Here is a 19,356-nt window from a genome sequence, read left to right as displayed (position 1 = left end):
TTACAATTGCGATCTGGAGGAATCGTGAGAAACGCCCCCGCCTTCTCTCCGTTGTCGGCAAGTTGCCTGCTTGTTTTGACCCTTGTTGCTTCGTTGGCCCAGGCTCAGAACACCGACTTCCACAATGCTCCAGCCTCAGCCAAGCGATTGAAAGATCCATATCAGGGAAAACGGCAGATATTGGGAAACGCCCATCAACTTTTCCACCAGCATTGCGCCCGGTGTCATGGCGAAAACGGGGGAGGCTCAGGCGAGATCCCCGCACTGGTGGACGGAAAGCTTGAGTCGGTTACGCCCGGTGAAGTCTTCTGGTTTATCACCAAAGGCGATCCGGCCAATGGCATGCCTTCCTGGGCGAAGCTACCGGCTCGGCAACGGTGGGAGATTGTCACTTATGTAAAGTCGTTGGGACAGTCGCAGACGGAGCGCGGAAATACGGCGAGGACAGAACGTAAACCAGGAAAGAAACTGAAGGCGCCGACTCCGTCAGGACCGTTCGCGGATTTTCGTTACGAAAAACCGGGCACGGTTCGCAAAATTACAGTTAAAGACCTGCCTGCGCCCTATACCTCAAAATCGGCCGACAACGGGCCTGAACTGGTTTCGCGTCCAGCAAACACCTGGCCCAAAGCACCCGAAGGATTCAAAGTTGGACTTTACGCCAGCGGACTGGACAATCCACGTCTCATTCGCACTGCTCCGAATGGCGACGTCTTCGTGGCGGAAAGCGATCCCGGGCGCATCCGGGTATTCCGCGGGATGACCAGCGACGGAAAGCCGGAGGAGATGCAGGTTTTCGCCTCCGGATTGAGTCGCCCTTACGGAATCGCTTTCTATCCACCGGGAGCGAATCCGCAGTGGCTGTACATTGGAAATACGGATTCGGTCGTCCGCTTCCCCTATCAAAATGGAGATTTGAAAGCTCGAGGCGGGCCCCAGCATATCGCCGATCTCCCCCGCGGCGGCGGCCACTGGACGCGGGACGTGCAGTTCTCTTCCGATGGAAAGAAGATGTTTGTGGGCGTCGGATCGCGATCCAACGATGACGACACCGATGGAAATCCCGGAGAGAAGGACCGTGCCGATATTCTGGTTTTTGCTCCGGATGGCTCGGCCAAGCAGGTGTATGCGTACGGCATCCGCAACGCCGGCGGGGGACTTGCTGTCAACCCAAAGACCGGCGAGTTGTGGTGCTCCGTCAATGAACGCGACGCACTGGGTGACAACCTGGTGCCCGATTACATCACTCACGTCCAGGAGGGCGGCTTCTATGGATGGCCCTGGTGGTACATGGGCGGCAATCAGGATCCCCGCCACAAGGGAAAACATCCTGAACTAAAAGACAAGGTCATCACGCCGGACGTCCTCGTCCAGGCGCACAACGCTTCATTACAGCTGACTTTCTACCAGGGTAAGCAGTTCCCCGCTGAATATCAGGGTGACATTTTCGCCTCGCAGCACGGCTCATGGAACCGGGCCACCCGCTCCGGCTACGAGGTCGTCCGAGTGCCCCTGCACGGAACCGGACATGCCAGCGGTGAGTATGAGGATTTTCTGACCGGATTCGTGCTCGACAACGGAGACGTCTGGGGAAGGCCCGTAGGCGTGACGGTGGCCCCCGATGGGTCTCTTCTGGTAACCGACGACGGGTCGAACTCCATCTGGCGAGTGACCTATACCGGAAAATAAGTTTCGAGCTAAGCGGCGAAGTCCTCACGAGTTTGCGCTCGAACTACAGGCTGAGGTAGCCGATCAGTGACTTCGGCGAGGGAAGCCAGTTTCGCTTGGAGTTCGCCGGTAAGCACGCCGGCCTTATGACGCCACGTCCAGTTGCCCTGGCTCTGGCTCGGAGTATTCATGCGAGCTTCGTTGCCGAGCCCAAGCACATCCTGCAGCGGGACCACGCAGAGATCGGCAATGGAACCTTGGGCAGCGCGAACGAAGGCCCAGTGCACGCCTTCCTTCTCAACCGGCCCGAAGTACGCCTCGACGGCTCGGCGTTCGCCTTCGGAGGCGCCCGATTTCCACCAGCCCACCATGGTTTCGTTGTCGTGGGTGCCGGTATAAACGACCGTGTTCCAGTCAAAGCGGTGCGGAAGATAAATATGCGCGCCGGGATTGCCGAAGCCAAACTGCATGACCCGCATCCCAGGAATTTGCAGCCGCTGCCGCAGGGCATGCACGTCTTCTGTGATTAAGCCCAGGTCTTCGGCGATGAGAGGCAAACCACCGAGCGCCTCGCGCAGGCGATTGAAGAGATCGTCGCGAGGACCCTCCACCCAGCGCCCGTGCACCGCCGTCGGCTCACTGGCAGGAATTTCCCAGGATTGCGCGAAGCCGCGAAAATGATCAATGCGGACCAGGTCGCATGTCTGCATGGCCCAGCGTATTCTCTGTACCCACCAGTCGTAGCCGCGGGATTGCAGAACATCCCAGCGATAGAGCGGGTTTCCCCACCGCTGGCCGGTTTCGCTAAACGCATCTGGCGGCACACCGGAGACAACTTCCGGTTCCAGGTTGCTGTTGAGGCGAAAGATGTCGGGATGCGACCAGACATCGGCGCTATCGTAATTGATGAAGATGGCGATATCGCCGACGATGCGAATGGAACGCGCGGCGCAGTATTGTCGCAAGCCGCTCCACTGCTCGAAAAACGCAAATTGTAAGGCGCGGTTGATCTGCAACTCATTTGCCAGCTCGCTCCGGGCACGATCCAAAGCCTCGGGCTGACGATGAACCAGGTCGCGAGGCCATTCATTCCAGGCTTTTTTGTACCGCTGCCGTAACGCGTCAAACAGGGCAAATCCTTCCAGCCACCATGAATTTTGGCCGCAGAAGTCGTTGAAGCGCGCACGCTGCGCGGCGCTGGCATGAGCGAGAAAATTCTGAGCGGCTTCGTTCAGCAGAGGCAATTTCGCCGCGCTCACCTCATCGTAGTTCACATCGCCGGCGTTGTCGGGCAGAGCGCCGAGGCGGGCACGATCTATCCATCCGTGCTCTGCCAGACGCTCCAGACTGATGAGCAGCGGGCTGCCGGCAAAAGCTGAAGTGGAAGAATATGGCGAATTCCCGTAACCCACCGGGCCGAGCGGCAGTATCTGCCACAGCCCCTGGCGAGCGGCGGCGAGAAAATCAATGAATTCGTACGCTGCCGGACCAAAGTCGCCGATGCCTCCACGGGAGGGCAGCGAGGTCGGATGCAGCAAAATGCCGGTGGAGCGCGGAAAGGACATGGACGGTGGTCGCTTGTATGGTTGGCTGTGCCGTTGGCTGTACCTGGGTTGGCCAGGGCCACGCCGGCCGACTAGCCTCCCAGTTCGCCGCGCGGGGTAGAGAGCTGTTTCATGACTTGCTCGTTGACACGAATCTTGCCGTGCTTTTCCATGTCCTGGCGCAAGTTGGTTACAAATAGCTCAAACAGTTCGCCGCGCTTTTCGTCGGCCACTTTGTCGCGCGTCTGGTCTTTGGCTCTGGCAAATTCGGCGGCAGAGGGTTCCTGCTTTTCAAGTATCCGCAGCACGACGCCAGTGTTTCCATTTTGAATTGGCCCGCTGACGTCACCAGGTTTCATGCTAAAGGCCAGATTGGCTTGCCCCGATTGCATTGAACCAATGTCAGGCACCTGACTGGTGGGCGAAACCAGCTCGCTGGTTTTGACCGTTGCCCCAAGTTCCTTCGCGGCTTTCTTTAAGTCATGCAGGGTGCGGGCACGATCGGAGAGTCCCTGGACCTGCTGGCTCAGCAGGGTGGCAGCGCGTTCGCTGACGAAATCGGTTTCGACCTTGCTGCGAATTTCCTCAAAGCTCGGCGTACGCGGCGGCTGCACTTGCGCCACCTGGAAGATCACGTATCCCGTCCTGAGGTTCGCTTCTTCAGGAGGGTTCTTGTCGCTGGCTTCAAAGACAGCATTCATGAATTCGGGAGCGTTCCCCAACCCGGGAAGCGAGTCCGTGCGGCCGATGAATCCGGTGGTGATCACTTGCTCGCCGTTCTGGGCTGCGGCCTTGTCCAAACCGGCGGTGCGGGCCTGGTTCTGCACTCTATCGGCCAGGTTCTGTGCAGCCTGTGAAGCTTTTTGCTGCGCCAGTACGGGCTCAATCTGCGCCTTCACCTCACTGAGCGGCTTAAGGCGAGCATCCTGTTTATCGTCCACGCGGATGATGTGAAAGCCGTAGCTGCTGCGGACCACTTCGCTGGTGCCGCCCTTGGCAAGACCAAAGGCAGCATGCTCGAACTCGGGAACCGTACGCCCCTTGCCGATCCAGCCGAGAGAGCCGCCGTTCTTGGCGCTCACCGTGTCTTCAGAGTACTTCTTGGCTAAAGCCGCGAAATCAGCGCCCGCTTTCAACTGCTTGGCAATGTCTTCGGCTTTTTGTTTGGCAGCGTTAACCGCCTTCTCGTCTATCTTGCCGTCAGGCGCCGGGGTTGGAGTTTTTATCAGGATATGGCGGACGTTCACTTGTTCGGGGCTGCGGTAGTCGTCCTGATGATCGCTGTAGTACCGCTGAATATCGGAGGGACTGACCTGTACCTGGCTCGCTACTTTGGAGCTGTCAATCAGGATGTAGCGAACTTTCCGCTTCTCCGGGATGGAGTTGGCGTACATCTGCTTGTTGCGGTCGTGATAGGCCTTGAGCTCGGCTTCCGTAGGCTGAATGCCTTTCTTGATCTGGTCGGTGCTAAGGACGGCATATTCAAACTTGACCTTCGTGTTCTCTTTATTAAACTGCCGCTCAATATCGGAGTTCGAAACCGCCACCGGGCCGGTGATCAAGGCTTCGAGCTTGCGCATCAGCAATTCGTCTTTTACCCCATTCTCGAACTGGGTGGGAGTCAGATTGGCTTCCTGGAGCATCCCCTCATAAGCCTGCTGCCCGATGAACTTGCCGTTCGGGAAAAAAGTCTGACTGTAGCGGCCGTGTTGCAGTTCGTCTTGAAGCTCGGCATCACTTACGGAGAGGCCCATCCGTCCAGCCTCGCTCAACACGGCCTTTTGCATGATGAGCCGATCAGCGGCGCGCTGGATCAGATATGGCATCAGTTGCTCAGGCATGTTGCGGCCGCCAAACTGCTGTTGCCCCATGTTCCGGGCCTCGCGCTGAGTCTCCAGGACGGTGACCTGCTGATCGCCGACTTTGGCAAGTACGTTGGGATCAAGCCCGCCCCTGTTAAAGCCGAAGGAATCACCCAAAAATCCACCGGGGATGAGGGTGATTACCATTGCGGCGCAGATAAGGGTCAAAAGGCTGCCAATCACAATTTTCTTGGCGCGGCCAGGGGTTTGCAAAAATCGGATCATCTTTCAGGAACTCCAAGGATTAAGTTCGGAAACTTTGATTATAAATGGAGGGGAGCGGGAGGCGCTACTTGCGTACCGGACAAGAGTGTCCGCCCTACACCCTACGTACAAATGGACGTCCACTGCTGATTGACAATCTGATTGATAATGGGTTTTCAAATCAGGTCCGAGGAGGGAGAGTGACTCAATTCTTAGCCAGCTTTGTTCTGGTGATTTCGATTTGTTCTGGTCGCCTTCTCTCGTTTGCATCAACTGGCGACCGCAGCAAGGATGGCAAACTGCCCCTGGCACAGGGCTGGATGATTCAGTCTTCCGCGAAGACCAAAGAAAGCGGGGAGGTCCTCTCAACCACCAGGTATCGGCCGAAAGGGTGGTATCCGGCGGCGGTGCCGACCACCATCATCGCAGCGCTGGTGAAGAACAACGTCTATCCTGACCCGTATTTCGGAAAGAACCTGCGATCCATACCTGGAACGACCTATCCCATCGGCAAGAATTTTTCCAACCTGCCGATGCCGGCGAATAGTCCCTTTGCGGTCCCGTGGTGGTACCGAACCGAATTCCAGGCACCTGCGGAGTTTAACGGAAAACAGATCTGGTTGAATTTTCAGGGAATTAACTATCGCGCCAACATCTTTCTGAATGGCCAGCAGATCGCGACCGACCAAAACGTAGCCGGGGCGTGGCGGATTTATGAGTTCAACGTTACAAACGCCATTCATACCGGCGAAGGGAACGTGCTGGCCGTAGAGGTGTTTCCTCCGGGCCCAAATGATCTGGCAGTGACATTCGTTGACTGGAATCCGCTGCCCGCGGACAAAGATATGGGTTTGTGGCGTGGCGTTTCCCTCAGCAGTAGTGGGCCGGTCACCGTCCGCCATGCCCACGTGGTGACCAAAGTGGATCCGCCTACGCTCGAGAATGCACACCTGACCGTGACCGCTGACGTGCGCAATGCCGGAGATCAACCGGTGAAAGCAGAGGTAAAAGGCAAAATCGAAAACCTGGAGTTTTCGCAACCTGTCGAATTGGGACCGGGCGAATCGAAAGAGGTGGAATTCACGCCGGAAAAGTTTTCCCAGCTTAACGCTTCACATCCCCGATTATGGTGGCCGGCGCAGATGGGAGAGCAGAATCTTTACGATCTGCACATCGAAACTGATGTGGATGGAAAGGCCTCCGATCAACAGGACGTGAGCTTTGGGATTCGTGAAGTAACTTCGGAGCTCAACGCGGAGGGCTACCTTCAGTTTCGCATCAATGGCAAGCCGATCCTGATTCGCGGCGGAGGTTGGTCGCCGGACATGATGTTGCGCGAGAACCCACGCTGGTTGGAGGACCATTTTCGCTATACCCGCGACATGGGGCTGAACACCATCCGGCTGGAAGGAAAATTGGAAACTGATCAATTTTTCGATCTGGCGGACCGGTATGGAATCCTGCTCATGGCCGGCTGGTGCTGCTGCGACGCATGGGAAAAATGGACCAAGTGGCCGGAAGCGAATTTCAAAATTTCAGCCGACTCGCTGCGCGACCAGATACAACGGCTACAAAATCATCCCAGCTTTTTCGTGTGGCTGAACGGCAGCGACAATCCGCCGCCGCCGGACGTTGAGCAAAATTACATCGGTGTGCTGAAGCAGTGCCGATGGCCGAACCCGTATGTGTCTTCGGCCACGGAAAAGCCGACACCGATTACCGGCAAGAGTGGCGTCAAGATGACGGGGCCATATGAGTATGTGGCGCCAGGGTATTGGCTGGAAGACAAGACCCATGGCGGCGCTTACGGGTTTAACACCGAGACCAGCCCCGGACCTGCCATTCCGGTCGTGGAGAGTTTGGAAAGGTTCATCCCTAAAGAGCGGCTTTGGCCGATCAACGACTACTGGAACTATCACGCAGGCGGGGGAGCGTTTAAGGACGTGAGCGTGTTCACGAATTCACTCAACAGACGCTATGGCAAAGCCACTGACCTGCAGGACTACAACCAGAAATCGCAGCTCATGGCCTATGAGGGTATCCGCGCCATGTTTGAGGCCTTCAGCCGTGAGAAATACCGCTCCACAGGCGTTATCCAATGGATGTTAAACAACGCCTGGCCGTCGGTCATCTGGCATCTCTACGATTACTACATGCAGCCCGCGGGCGGGTACTTTGGCGCCAAGAAAGCGTGCGAACCCTTGCACGCGCAATACTCATACGACGATCATTCCGTGGCGTTGGTCAGTAGCCAGTACACGGATGCCAAGGGGCTGAAGGTCACCGCGAAGGTGCTGAACCTTGATCTTACGGAAAAATTCTCGAAAGAAGTAACAGTTCATGCGGCAGCGGACAGCAGCACGAAATTGTTCGATATCCCCGTAGTAGAGGGTCTAAGCCCGACCTACTTCTTGCGCCTAAGCGTCGCAGATCCCGATGGCAAAGTGCTGAGCACGAATTTGTACTGGCTCTCAACCAAGCCCGAGACCCTGGACTGGAAGAAATCCACCTGGTATTACACCCCTACCGCATCGTTCGCCGATTTCACGGCGCTGAAAAATCTTGCGCCCGTGAAACTCAAGGTCAGCAGCCATCGCAGAGTGGATGGAAAGAGAGGGGAGAGCTCTATTTCGGTTGAGAACCCCAGCAAGGCATTGGCATTTTTCATTCGGGTGAAGGTGGCAAAAGGCGTAGGCGGACGTGAAGTGCTGCCGATCCTATACCAGGACAATTACTTCTCACTATTGCCGGGCGAGAGACGGGACATCAGCGCCAGCTATCGCATGGCCGATTTGGGAGCAAAGAAGCCGGTGGTTGAAGTGAGCGGCTGGAATGTAAAGCAATGATCTTATTCACCACAGAGGACACAGAGAACACAGAAAGGATGAAGTAAAAAGCCTGCTCTCATGTTCTTGACCATTTGTTTGTTTTTTCAATAAGCCTCTGTGAGACTCTGTGTCCTCTGTGGTTAGGCTTTTGATCTCACTTCGTGAACCTTCTTGACCATTTTTTTGTTTTTTCAATAAGCCTCTGTGAGACTCTGTGTCCTCTGTGGTTAGACTTTTGATCTCACTTCGTGAACCTTCGTGACCTTTGTGGAGAGAACTACTCGTCTGCGGGGATATCGAAATTGACGAGCTCGCCGCGAAAGCCTTTGGTCTTAACCACCCCGTACGCCACGCCCGCCAGGACCCACACAGCGCCCACGACCTGGGCCGGACGGCTGAGGTTCAGCCAGATGTATCCGCAGATCAAAAAGCCGAGGACAGGCGGCAGCAGGTTGCCAAGCTTTTTTTCAGGCGCACGCAAGTAGTAGCGAACGAAGGCCGCGGCATTCACTCCCATAAAAGCGATGAAGGCTCCGAAGTTCAGAGCCTGGGCGCCGATCTCATAGGCGCCTCCGCCCAGCTGCTTGGAGAACATTTCCAGCAGCGCAGCGCCAATCAAAGCAAAAACCCCGACGGCGATTACGTTATTGCGGGGAATGCGGTGCTTGGGCTCGATTTTGCCGAAAAATGATTTCGGGAGCGCGTTGCCCCGGCCCATTCCATAAAGCAGCCGTGCCGCACCGAGCTGCGCTCCCATGCCGGAGCCGATGTTCGCGATCAGGAGGGTGAAATTTATGATGTGAAACAGAATCACGCCGCCCGCCGCGCGCGAGATTATCGCGAATGCCGATTCCACCATCTCGCTGGGAAATGGCTTCGATCCCCACACCAATTGCGCCGCATAGACCTCCATCCCGGAGACAATCCCGGTGATCACGCACACCAATACCGTAGCCAGCATGATGTTGCGGCGCGGGTTCTCCACTTCCTCCGACAGAGTGGAGATTCCGTCGAAGCCGATATAAGTCAGCACCGCGACCGACGTGCCTTGAAACAGCCTGTGCAGGCTGAACGTCTGCGGGTTGTAGAACGGCTCGGTAAAGAAGCGCGGGCCGTAGTTGTGTATGCCCCACACGTAGCGTGCCACGGCGGCAAAGAAAATCAATACCACAATGCCCATACCTGCGGCCATCCACTGGTTGATGGTGGCCGAGGTCTCGATGCCCCAAACGTTCAGGAAGGTGAAGAATGCCGCGAAGAACACCACCCACGCGTAGAACGGAACCTCGGGAATAATATTCATCGCCGCTTTGCTGCAGAACGCCACGCAGATCAGCGGATTCAGAATGTAATCCATCACCATGCTCCATCCGGTCACGTAACCGGCGGCGGGATGGATTTCCTTTCCAACATAGGTATAAGCGGAGCCGGCGCTGGGATACGCTCTGGCCATGCGCCCATAACTGATCGCAGTAAACAACATCGCGACCATGGCGATCAGAATGGTGGTTACCACGTGCCCGCCGGCTTTGTTGCTGATCACGCCGTAGATCCCCATGGGCGCGACCGGTTGGATCACGATGATGCCGTAGAGGATTAAGTCCCAAAGAGTGAGTACGCGGCGCAGATGGGGAGCAGATTGAGTGCGAGCAGTGGAGGGTGTGGTGGCCATCAGTGCCCCGGAATCTAGCACTTGTGGAAACCTAACGCAAGAATTCCACCCTGCGGAAGTCGGCGACGATTCGCAGCCTAGAATTGGAAGCGATAGCTCCTCGGTTCGCTCCCTGAAATGTAGCGGGTGTTGTATTCCAGCAGATCTCTCAGACGCATGTCATCGAGCGGGAGACCTTTCCCCGCGCTATAGGGGTACACACCCATGTCATGGAATGGCAGCGGCGCAACGGTGTTGGCCTCGGCAGCGTAAAAATCCATGTCTTTCTCATAACCATCGGCCATAAAGAAATAATCCCTCTTCCAACCCGGAGAAAGCGGCGGCAGCGACCTGGGATCGAAATCCAGCGCGACTTCCTCGCCAGACCCGAACACCACAAAGCGATCATCTGATTTTGACACCAGAGGCACTACGTCTCCATAACGTGTGTAGTTGCCCTGCTCGCGTGCGTACGGGCCGGTCGCGCTCACCTGGTCGTAAAGAAAATTGATGTCCCCGGGCAGGCTGCGCGCGACTTGGCGGGGATATCCGTGGAAGCGGAGCTGAGCGTCGGCCAGCGGCACCGGCGTAAGCCGCACGGAGAGCTGCGTATCATCGGTGCGATCAATCAGCACCTGGTCCCAGTAAATTTGCAGATTCGTGCGGATGCAAATGCGCCGCGTGCCCGCGGGCAACTTCTTGCTCAGGTCGGTAGTAATCGTGCGCGGCAGGCCGGCGGGGAATCCCATGTCGTCCACCACGCGCGTCCATTTCCCATTGGAACGCAGCGCCTCAATGTAAGGAGCGACGGCGTGAACACCAGCCTGATTCGCCGCGTACATGCTCGTAGCCGTGAAGTAGTCAACATATCCGTGCAGCAGCAGTCGCAGCGGACCGCTTGCATAAGGTTCGCCCAAATCCAGCTCCAACGTATGCATCTTCGTGAATCCAGCGAATGGCAGCAGCTCGAACCCGGTGACATATTTGCGGTCCCGGTAGAGCAACTGCGCTAGGACATCGCTGCCGGCGTCGTCCCGGGCAGCAACCGGAGGACGCGCATTCCGGCTTGAGATCACCTTGAATTCCGGATACGGAGGATTGCTGGCGAAATATTCGTTGGGGTAAACCTCGGTGTCAGCCGGATGGTCCACCGCTAGCAGGCGCGTGTGGTCGAGATAAACCACCTCCTCCATCGGCTCCATGAACCGGAAGCTGAGCTTGCCGTCGCGCAGACGGATATGATCGCCATCAATTTTTACGTACTCCGTCGGACGTGGAATGTTGCGCTCACCCGGCCCGACCCAGTGCCCGACGACGCCCGCGCCCAGCATGTCTGAAATGAAATCAAAATGTTTGCCATCCCAGGCAAACAGCGTCGGGCACGAACTGCCGCGGCGATCTATCTCCAGGATGTTCGCCTGTTTTCGTGCCGCCAACTGGATTTCATCCTGCACCACGCCAGTGGGCCACAGCAGACGGAGCACGTCCACGGTGCTTTGGCCGTTGAGTCCAGCGGTGATCTCCGGCGAATTTTGTCCCAGGTAACCCGAGCTTCCCTGCACCTCCCATTTCTGGTGAACTGCGCCGGCGAATACTTCGACTTTGGCGCCGATGGCGCTCTTGTTATCGTTTAAACCTTTGAGCGCGATGCGCAGCCAGTTATTACGGCTGCCGCCCTGGTTGCGCAACAGCACAACCGGGCCATGATTTTGGGTGATGAGTAGATCGGTGGCGCCATCGCCGTCGTAATCCCAGGTCACCAGCGCGCGCGGATCGTGCAGTTGAATTTTGTCCAGGCCGACCTCGGCGGTCACGTCTTTGAATCCATTCGGGCCGAGGTTGCGGAAGAGGCGAACCTCGCCGCGGCCATCGTCGGTTTCGCCCACGGCGGCCAGATCAATCCAGCCGTCGTTATCAAAGTCGAGTGCGGCCAAACCCCATCCCCGTGCCCAATTCAGCTTGGGCAGCTGCACCGGCTCAAAGCTCTTGCCCTCGGCATTGCGCCACAAACTAAGACCGGGCGCGCTCCAATGGGTAAACGCGAGATCCATCCAGCCATCTTTGTTGTAGTCGAGAACCGCGACCCCCGCCGCAGGGGGCGGCATGGCGCCGCTCCATGAGCCCAGGGTTGAAAACTTTCCCTCACGCGGATTCAAGAAGATCGTCGGCGGCTTCTCCGGCGATGTGACTACCAGGTCTATTGCGCGATCGTTATTAAGATCGGTGCTCACTGCGCCGAGGCTGAATCCAGGCCCTTGCAAACCAGTTTCTCCGGTGACATCGGTGAAGGTCTGGTTGCCGTTGTTACGAAGAAGAATATTGCTCTGTTCCCCTTCCTGGCCGCGCTTTTTGCCGCTCTTATTGGCAACGTCCACACCGCGCGTGATGTAGAGGTCAAGGTCACCGTCATGATCGTAGTCAATGAAAGTCATGCCCAGCGGCAGTCCGTTCACCCGAACCTCGCTGGATTGAGTCACGTCGCGGAACTTGCCATCTTTTTCGTTGTGATATAGCGCAACACGACCGTTGAAGCCGATGGCAAGATCGGTGAAACCATCGTTGTCGTAATCTCCTGCCGCGCATGCGATTGCGTGAGCGTTGGGGTCAAGTCCTGCGGCCTTGGTCACATCCGCAAAGCGCCCATCGCCAAGGTTGCGGTATAAGGCCATCCCCCCCTGCGGGCCGCCATCGGCAATAAAGAGGTCGGGATGGCCGTCGCCGTCGAAGTCAAAAACACACGCTCCCGGCGGCAGAAAAGTTGAAGCACGGTCGAGGCTTGGTTTTTCCTGGCCGGCAGATGAACTCCCCAAACCGGCATGGGCGCTGACATCAACGAGGCGGACCGGGATGGCGGGCGGGACGGGCTCGGGAGTCGCTGAAGAAGTGGCTGCCAGCGACAGTGGGCCTTGTTCGCCATAGGCCACGCTCATCGGAGTTCCCAGTTTTATTTTCGTGATCTGCTGGAAGCGCGCCAGGTGCTCGCGGGCGTGCGCCAGATCTCCGGATTGCTGGTACGCCCGTGCAAGGCCGAACTCCGCCGAGGCATGATAAGTATTCAGCTTCAGCGCTTGCTGGAAAGCGGCGATCGCCTGTGGATACTGTTTCAACTGCATGCGCACGGAACCGAGAAAATAGAAGGAGTCGGCGTCGGTACGATCGAGTTTCGTGACGTGCTCAAAGGCATCTGCCGCGGGCTCTGCCTGGCCTTCACTCTTGTAGAGCAGGCCCAGGTTGTACCAGGCGCGGACGTTTTGCGGATCGTGTTTCACGATGTCCAGCAGGATGGCGGTGGCTTGTTCCATGCGTTGCAAATTCAACAGAGCGATTGCTTGATTGAGGCGTGCGATGGTTAATCGAGGCTGCAGCGCATACGCCCGCCGAAAATATCCGAGCGCCTTTTCGAACTGCTGCTGGTTCATATATCCGACGCCGAGATTATTCAGGCTATCGGCTTGAGCGGCTCGCGATGTGGCGGGGGAGGTTGACGCGGATTGTTTGGGTATTTTTGGGGAGGCACGTTTAGTTTGGCCGACAAGGGTCAGTGCGGCTAGCGCAAAAAGAACCATCAGCACCAGAAGAAAAGCAACGCGTCGCGGGGATTTCAAATTCACCATGAGCCGTGGATATTTCGTTCGAGGTGAGCGGCAACAGCTTACCAACTATTGCGATCTTTTGGAAAAAGATCGTGATGCGCTGAGACCTTTGCCTTCCTGAATGGTGACCGTCTGATCGGCGGCCACGTTCGTGAGCTTGTCAACCTGTCCGCTCGGCCAAGTCACCTCTATCGAATCAACCTTGGTTCGCGTCCCCAAGCCGAAAGTCAAAACCAGCTCACTTTGCGAGAGATAACTGGAGCCGCTGCGCAACATTTGCCACTGCTTCTCATCCCCGGCAACAATCCGCACAACTGCACCAATACCGTCGCGGTTGGATTTTGTCCCTGTTAGGCGGATGCGCAAACTGTGGTTCGTGGCCCCGTCGTTACGGAACAAGTAGGTGCGGCCGCCGTTAGTCGTCATGAGAAGGTCGAGGTCACCGTCATTGTCAATATCGGCATACGCGGCCGCACGACCGACTTTGGGAGAGCTGAATGCTGGTCCGAGAGAACTGGTCACCTCCTCGAACCGGTGGTTTCCAAGATTGCGAAAAAGATGTGGCGGCTCGGCGTATTTCACACGCTTCTGCACGCGCTCAATTTCATTCTCAATGTGGCCGTCGGCGACGAAGATGTCGGGCCAGCCGTCGAGGTCGTAGTCGAAGAAGAAGCATCCGAAACCCAGGGTGAGCAACGAGGCGCGACCGACTTCCGATCGCGGCGCTTCGTCCACGAACAGGCCATTTCCTTCGTTGTGATAAAGAGAAACCATTTGGTTGGCAAAGTTGGTGATGAGAATACTCGGCCGCCCGGAGCGGTCGTAGTCGGCGGCATCTGCCCCCATGCCAGCACGCGCCACACCGTCTTCGCTGAAGGCCACGCCGGCAGGCAGTGCGCGTTCTTCGAAACTACCGTTCTGCTTGTTCAGGTAGAGCTTGTTGGGTTGCGTGTCGTTGGCGATCAGAATATCCGGCCAGCCATCCTGGTTGTAATCAAGAATGGCCAAGCCAAGGCTCTTCGACGTGGGATCAAAAAAGCCCGCCTTCTGGGTAGCGTCTTCAAACTTGCCATTCCCGAGGTTGTGCCAGAGGCGGACGGAGTCGCCCTTGTACGACTCCGGCGTGCAATAGGACTTGTGAGTGCCATCAAGAGTACAGAACAAATCGTTCTGCTGCGACCACTGGACGTAGTTCGCGACAACCAGGTCGAGCCGCCCGTCGCGATCATAATCCACCCATGCCGCGCTGGTGCTGAATTGGTTCGGGCCCAACAATCCGGCGGCCTTGGTTGCGTCCGTGAAAGTGCCATTGCCGTTGTTGTGAAACAACCGGCTCTGGCCAAGGGCGGTGACAAAAATATCGTCATAGCCGTCGTTGTCGTAATCGCCGATCGCAACCCCCATGCCGAACATCTCGACTGCCAGGCCGGCCTTCGCAGTGACGTCGGTAAACGTACCGTTGTGGTTGTTGTGAAAGAGCTTCAGCGTGGAATGGTGAATATGGTGGCCGGGCCAATCCTGGCCGTTGATCAGGAGAATGTCCGGCCAGCCGTCGTTGTCGTAATCAATGAACGCGCATCCCGGACCCATTGTCTCCGGCAGATATTTCTTTCCGAAGGCGCCGTTGTTGTGGGTGAAGTGAATGCCCGCGGCTTGGGTGATATCGTGAAAGCGGATGTTGGAGTTCTGGGCAACGAGGGGAGTGGCAAGCGTAAAGATTGCAAGCCCCAATAGAACGACCCCCGATGCCGATCGTGCCACCGTGGAAGCGCACGGCTTCAGCCGTGCGATAAGCCGCCCCAAATCTTGGGCTTTAGCCCCTGACGATGAAAAAGAAGATTGGGCCTGCTCGTTCTCTTCCCGATATTTCCTCCGGCCAGCCCCCGATACCGATTGCACCACCGTGGAAGCGCACGGCTTCATCGCACCCCCGTGGAGGCGCACGGCTTCAGCCGTGCGATAAAGCCGCCCCAAATGTTGGGCTTTAGCCCCTGAGAAGAAAATCACCGGCCCGCTCCTGATGCGGCCGACGTTCTCAACCCACCTGGTTTTGCTTTTAAAGCCGCTAGCGGCACCGAGACATGCTCGTGAATCGGCTGCCGCTCGTTGTTGTCTTCCGGGTGCAAGCGCCGATAGGGTCCGGTGATTGTCTGCGCAGCCTCGTCTGCCTTGAAGCGCAGATAGCGTAGCTGGTGCTCGCGTGCCTGTTTGGCGTCACCCATTCCCGTGTAACAAAGCATTAGGTTGTAGTGCGCCTGCAAATCCTCGGGATCAACCGACAACACTGCCTGGAACTGCTTCACCGCGTCGCCATAGCGGCGTTGTAGAAACAAAATTCGCCCCAAGTCATTGCGCGCGACGCGGTCACGCGGATATTGCTCGAGCACGGTCCGTAGATGCTGGGCTGCTTCTTCATAGCGACCATCATTTCGCAGCACCTTGGCGTAAAAGAAGTTTGCGCGTGCGAGATTGGGAGCAAGGGCGAGTGCTTTCTCGAGCACCACTCGGGCACGTTCCATGTCGCCTTCCTGCTGGGCCACTCTTCCGATGTTGACCCAACCGTCTGGATTTTTAGGATCAATCTGCGTGATTTTCTCGAACCCGGCGGCAGCGCCTTTCAAATCTCCTTGCAGCAGTAGGCCGATCCCGTAATCGTTCCAGCGCGTCCAATCTGCTGCCTGGAGTTCTACCTTGGGCTGCGGCGTGGGTGCTGCCCGGGGCGCGACCTGCAACGTAACTTCGTCTTCGGCCACGGGCACGATGGGCAGGTCAGGAATTTCCTGTTGTTTGGCGGAGACGTCTCGCACCGGGCCTTTGATCGAATAGTGTGTGTCGTCGTATTCAGGCGTGGTAAGCGGGTGTTGCGGATCAGAGACTTTGGACTGCTTGGGATCGGGCACACCAGCAAACGCGAATTGCGTGTTCCACCAGGCGAACTTGCGATAGCACAGCCGGGCCTGCAGTTTGATCTTGTCGCCCGCATTATCAGGAATGTGTAGGCGAAAGTGAGCGGTATCAGCCGCGCCCGGCGGAATCAAGTGGACGTAAACCAGCGACCTGGTGGCCCAGGCATTACGCTTATTGATGGGATTGCCGTGCGCGTCCACCTGCAAGGAGCGATAGAAGTGCGCTCCAGCTTCGACCGGGCCCTTGCCGTTGTCTTCCACCATCCCGCTCCAGAACAGCGTCTGCCCGCGATCATCGGTGGCCTTCAGTTCCAGCCAGACATCGTAAGCATCAACCGTTCCGCCGGGGAAAAAGTGTCCCACCTTGCGCGTGCGGACCACCGTGTCCACCAGCACATCATCGCCGCGGCGAACCACCGCCTGAACGCGGTTAAGCGGCGCAGTAACCGGAGCGGCGGCGCCTGACTCACCTTTGGTTGGCTTGGCCTCCGCTTCCTCACCTACTGCAAAAGTTGTCGCCAGTTCGGCCTGGGGAGCCATGGTCGCTTCGGCTTTGGAGCGCGCGGGCGAGACTGCGAAGATATCCACGCTCATGGCGTTGTTTTTCAGGAAATTTTCTGTGAGCTTGAGCTGTGCGGCATCTTCATTGGCGGTGGGAAGCGCAGTGTTGGCGGCAGGAAATCGGTGGGAGTGCACAAACCCAGCGATATTGCCCGCGTCCTTGGAGGCGGCGAGCGGCATATGGCAATCGGCGCATTGCTGCGGCTTGGCGGGATAGTAAAACGACCGGGCTCCCTGGCCGGAGACGCCGCTGGCCTGCCAATTGTCGTACTCGTTGAAGCCGCGGATCCAGCGATAATGATTCACCGGCACGTCGAGATGGACTTTGTGGCAACTAGAGCAGAATTCGGCGGTCTGCTGCCGCATAAATGGCTTCAGAAACACTCTGCGGTGCGGTTCCGGATTCAAGTTGACCAGGAAATCATGGACACGGCGAGCGAGCGGATTCTTCGTAGCCGCCAGTTCGTGAAGCTTGGGGTATTCCAAGTAGAAGTCGCCCTGACCCATGGTGCTTTTGACCTGCGCGATGGAGTGGCACATCATGCAGCCCAGTCCTGCCTGGGCTTCCGGAGTATGGATGATCTGCCGGATCGGCGTATCCATCATCCCGCTGTAGAGCACCGCCGGGTCATGGCAGCCGCCGCACCACTTTGAAGGCCGCGTGCCGACTACGTCCTGCATATATTCAATGCTCTTGCGATACCACTGATTGTTGAAGGAAGAAAAATGGTGGGCCGAGCTGTACCACTGGTTGTAGATATCTTCATGGCAGCGCTTGCAGGAATCCGACTCCATGAAGAACTTGCTGGGAATCTTTCCCCCACCCTTGACCTGGGCTGAACTGGGAAAGAAGGCACCCTGGGGGCCGTCGCCCTCAGCGTCCATGCTGGCGGGAGGAATGTCCGGATTCTGAATCCGCGCGCTCCGCTGCCAGACCGCTGTGCGGGTGTACCAAGCCGCAGCGCCCAGCCCAGCGAGCAACGCGAGCACCGCGATACTGCGTACCACTGTTGCTGCCGGAACATTACGTAGCCAGCCGCGACGGCCGCCCCAATCAGCCAGCAGAAAGCCCACTCCCGCGGTGCACAGCACAATGTGGAGATACAGCCGGTTCCAGTCGCTGCGTGGGGTGCCGGTATAAATAAGGACCAAACCCAGCGCAGCGCCAGCCACAAGCAGCGCCCAGCCAAGCCGAGCAATCGCGGTTTCCTGACGCAACTTCCGCCACACCGTAATAGCCAGGACAATGCTGGTCAGCAGTCCCACCACGACGTGCAAGACCACGACTCCGGCATAAAAGATGTTGGGCTGCGGCCACGCAAAGAGATAAACCGCCGAACAGAACAGTAGAGCGAGGAGTACGGTCAGCAGTTTGTGAAAGCGAGGCCTCTCGGGGAGTGACATTGGACCAGATAAACTTAAATGGCTTACACCCAACTTGCTCCGCGCCTTCTGGATGTTGGGGAGACGGGACAGCTTAGCTGTTTTGAGGTGGTTGTGTCGAGGGCCGGGGTGGCTGGCCACCGGCAGGAATGTGGTTCAGCCTAACGGTATCCGCCCTGCTTGGCCGCCATTGCGCGGGCTTTCGTACGATGCCCATTGGCAGGAACCGTCCGTCCCTTCTCGGATTGAGTGGTTACCCAGTTCTTCAGTTCGCGACGGTCGCGTGGCGCAAGCTCCAGGAGTTGAATGCCAGCCCGGCCTTGGGTATCAGCCCAAGTAATTTCGCCTTTAGCTTCGATCAAGGTTCCTGGAAAAAGAAGTCGTACCTGCACGGGACCGGCTGCAGAGATTGGGCCAGCGGCCTGGATCGCCACTCCCCTTTCATTCACGTCGATAAGCAGGGCGGGAGAGGGCGACTCTTTGTCCCAACTGATATATGCCAGCGCCTCCATGCGATGGCGCGCCAACTCGCGGCGCTCCGGACGCATGAACCCGCGTGCCGCGCGCAAAGCTCGGCCTACCTGTTCCCCGGTCAGCGGTTTGTAAAGCACAAAGTTGGCGCCTAATTCGAAAGCGCTGCCGGTTGCGGTGCAGCGGCTGATGGCGGCAAAGATTACTGATTTCTGATGGGTTGATGTCATACGAGCTGACGCCAACAGTTGGGCCGCGCCGCGGGTATCGAAATCGAGCACGACTGCGCCGAAATGGCGGCGCTCCATCTGATCCAGTGCGTGTTGCGGCTCGGAGCAGATTTCGCTGGCAATGTGCAACTCCTCAAGCACCGCGCCCAAGGCGCGAATCGAAGGCTGGTGCCGCGAGACCACTAAACATTCAAGAGGCATGATTGCGCTCGACATGATGGCGCAACAGTACGGCCCTTCGCGATTACGGTAAAGTCTCGTAGGTAATAAGGCGAGGTTACGCGCCGCGTGGCGTTGTGGAACGCTCTCCCTGCGACTAACAGAAGATGGCTTGCAGAAACTACCTATTACCTCCGTTACCTTGCCTGAAATTTGAGCGACCGCTAGGATTCGCTGCAGTGGACGGGCTGGAATGCCAGTGATTGGCGTCAGCGCCTCTGGATTTGAGGCTACCG

The 19,356-nt window shown here is 57.5% G+C and carries 9 protein-coding genes; 2 read left to right on the top strand and 7 right to left on the bottom strand.

The features are described from left to right. Nucleotides 1-24: 24 nt before the first annotated feature. Nucleotides 25-1,689: a PQQ-dependent sugar dehydrogenase gene (locus VFA76_17005; GenBank protein HZR33546.1), complete on the top strand. Its 1,665-nt coding sequence runs from the start codon at nt 25-27 to the stop codon at nt 1,687-1,689. An 8-nt stretch (nt 1,690-1,697) separates the two neighbouring features. Here the strand turns inward: VFA76_17005 and malQ are convergent, their stop codons facing one another. Further along, nucleotides 1,698-3,233: a 4-alpha-glucanotransferase gene (gene malQ, locus VFA76_17000; protein ID HZR33545.1), complete on the bottom strand. Its 1,536-nt coding sequence runs from the start codon at nt 3,231-3,233 to the stop codon at nt 1,698-1,700. A 71-nt stretch (nt 3,234-3,304) separates the two neighbouring features. Beyond that, nucleotides 3,305-5,299 (bottom strand): peptidyl-prolyl cis-trans isomerase, encoded by a 1,995-nt coding sequence (locus tag VFA76_16995; GenBank protein ID HZR33544.1) that lies wholly within the window; start codon nt 5,297-5,299, stop codon nt 3,305-3,307. Between the two features lie 179 nt (nt 5,300-5,478). On the opposite strand from VFA76_16995, the gene VFA76_16990 reads away from it, so the two are divergent. After that, nucleotides 5,479-8,124, top strand: a complete 2,646-nt coding sequence (locus VFA76_16990) for a glycosyl hydrolase family 2 (protein HZR33543.1) — start codon at nt 5,479-5,481, stop codon at nt 8,122-8,124. A 259-nt stretch (nt 8,125-8,383) separates the two neighbouring features. On the opposite strand, the gene VFA76_16985 is transcribed toward VFA76_16990, so the two are convergent. From VFA76_16985 to VFA76_16965, 5 genes are all read right to left on the bottom strand, one after another. Beyond that, nucleotides 8,384-9,778, bottom strand: a complete 1,395-nt coding sequence (locus VFA76_16985) for an APC family permease (GenBank protein HZR33542.1) — start codon at nt 9,776-9,778, stop codon at nt 8,384-8,386. Between the two features lie 77 nt (nt 9,779-9,855). Beyond that, complete coding sequence (locus VFA76_16980; protein HZR33541.1) at nt 9,856-13,362, bottom strand: FG-GAP-like repeat-containing protein; 3,507 nt, start codon at nt 13,360-13,362, stop codon at nt 9,856-9,858. Between the two features lie 54 nt (nt 13,363-13,416). Then, entirely contained in the window at nt 13,417-15,357 is a 1,941-nt protein-coding gene (locus VFA76_16975) for a CRTAC1 family protein (GenBank protein HZR33540.1), read from the bottom strand. Then, on the bottom strand, nt 15,354-18,221 hold the full coding sequence (locus VFA76_16970; GenBank protein HZR33539.1) for a tetratricopeptide repeat protein: 2,868 nt from the start codon (nt 18,219-18,221) through the stop codon (nt 15,354-15,356). Before VFA76_16970 ends, VFA76_16975 begins: the two co-directional genes overlap by 4 nt. Nucleotides 18,222-18,361: 140 nt before the next feature. Then, the gene (locus VFA76_16965; GenBank protein HZR33538.1) at nt 18,362-19,102 is read right to left on the bottom strand and encodes a PilZ domain-containing protein; all 741 of its coding nucleotides are present in this window, start codon (nt 19,100-19,102) and stop codon (nt 18,362-18,364) included. Nucleotides 19,103-19,356 lie beyond the last annotated feature (254 nt).

This window comes from Terriglobales bacterium, assembly GCA_035651655.1.
Classification (GTDB): domain Bacteria; phylum Acidobacteriota; class Terriglobia; order Terriglobales; family Acidobacteriaceae; genus DASRFG01.
This window is presented reverse-complemented; position numbering and strand designations above follow the sequence as displayed.

Excerpts from the sequence above, each read along its gene's own strand:
- VFA76_16965 (HZR33538.1), bottom strand. The coding sequence starts at position 19,102 with ATGCCTCTTGAATGTTTAGTGGTCTCGCGGCACCAGCCTTCGATTCGC.
- VFA76_16970 (HZR33539.1), bottom strand. The coding sequence starts at position 18,221 with ATGTCACTCCCCGAGAGGCCTCGCTTTCACAAACTGCTGACCGTACTC.
- VFA76_16995 (HZR33544.1), bottom strand. The coding sequence starts at position 5,299 with ATGATCCGATTTTTGCAAACCCCTGGCCGCGCCAAGAAAATTGTGATT.
- VFA76_16985 (HZR33542.1), bottom strand. The coding sequence starts at position 9,778 with ATGGCCACCACACCCTCCACTGCTCGCACTCAATCTGCTCCCCATCTG.
- malQ (HZR33545.1), bottom strand. The coding sequence starts at position 3,233 with ATGTCCTTTCCGCGCTCCACCGGCATTTTGCTGCATCCGACCTCGCTG.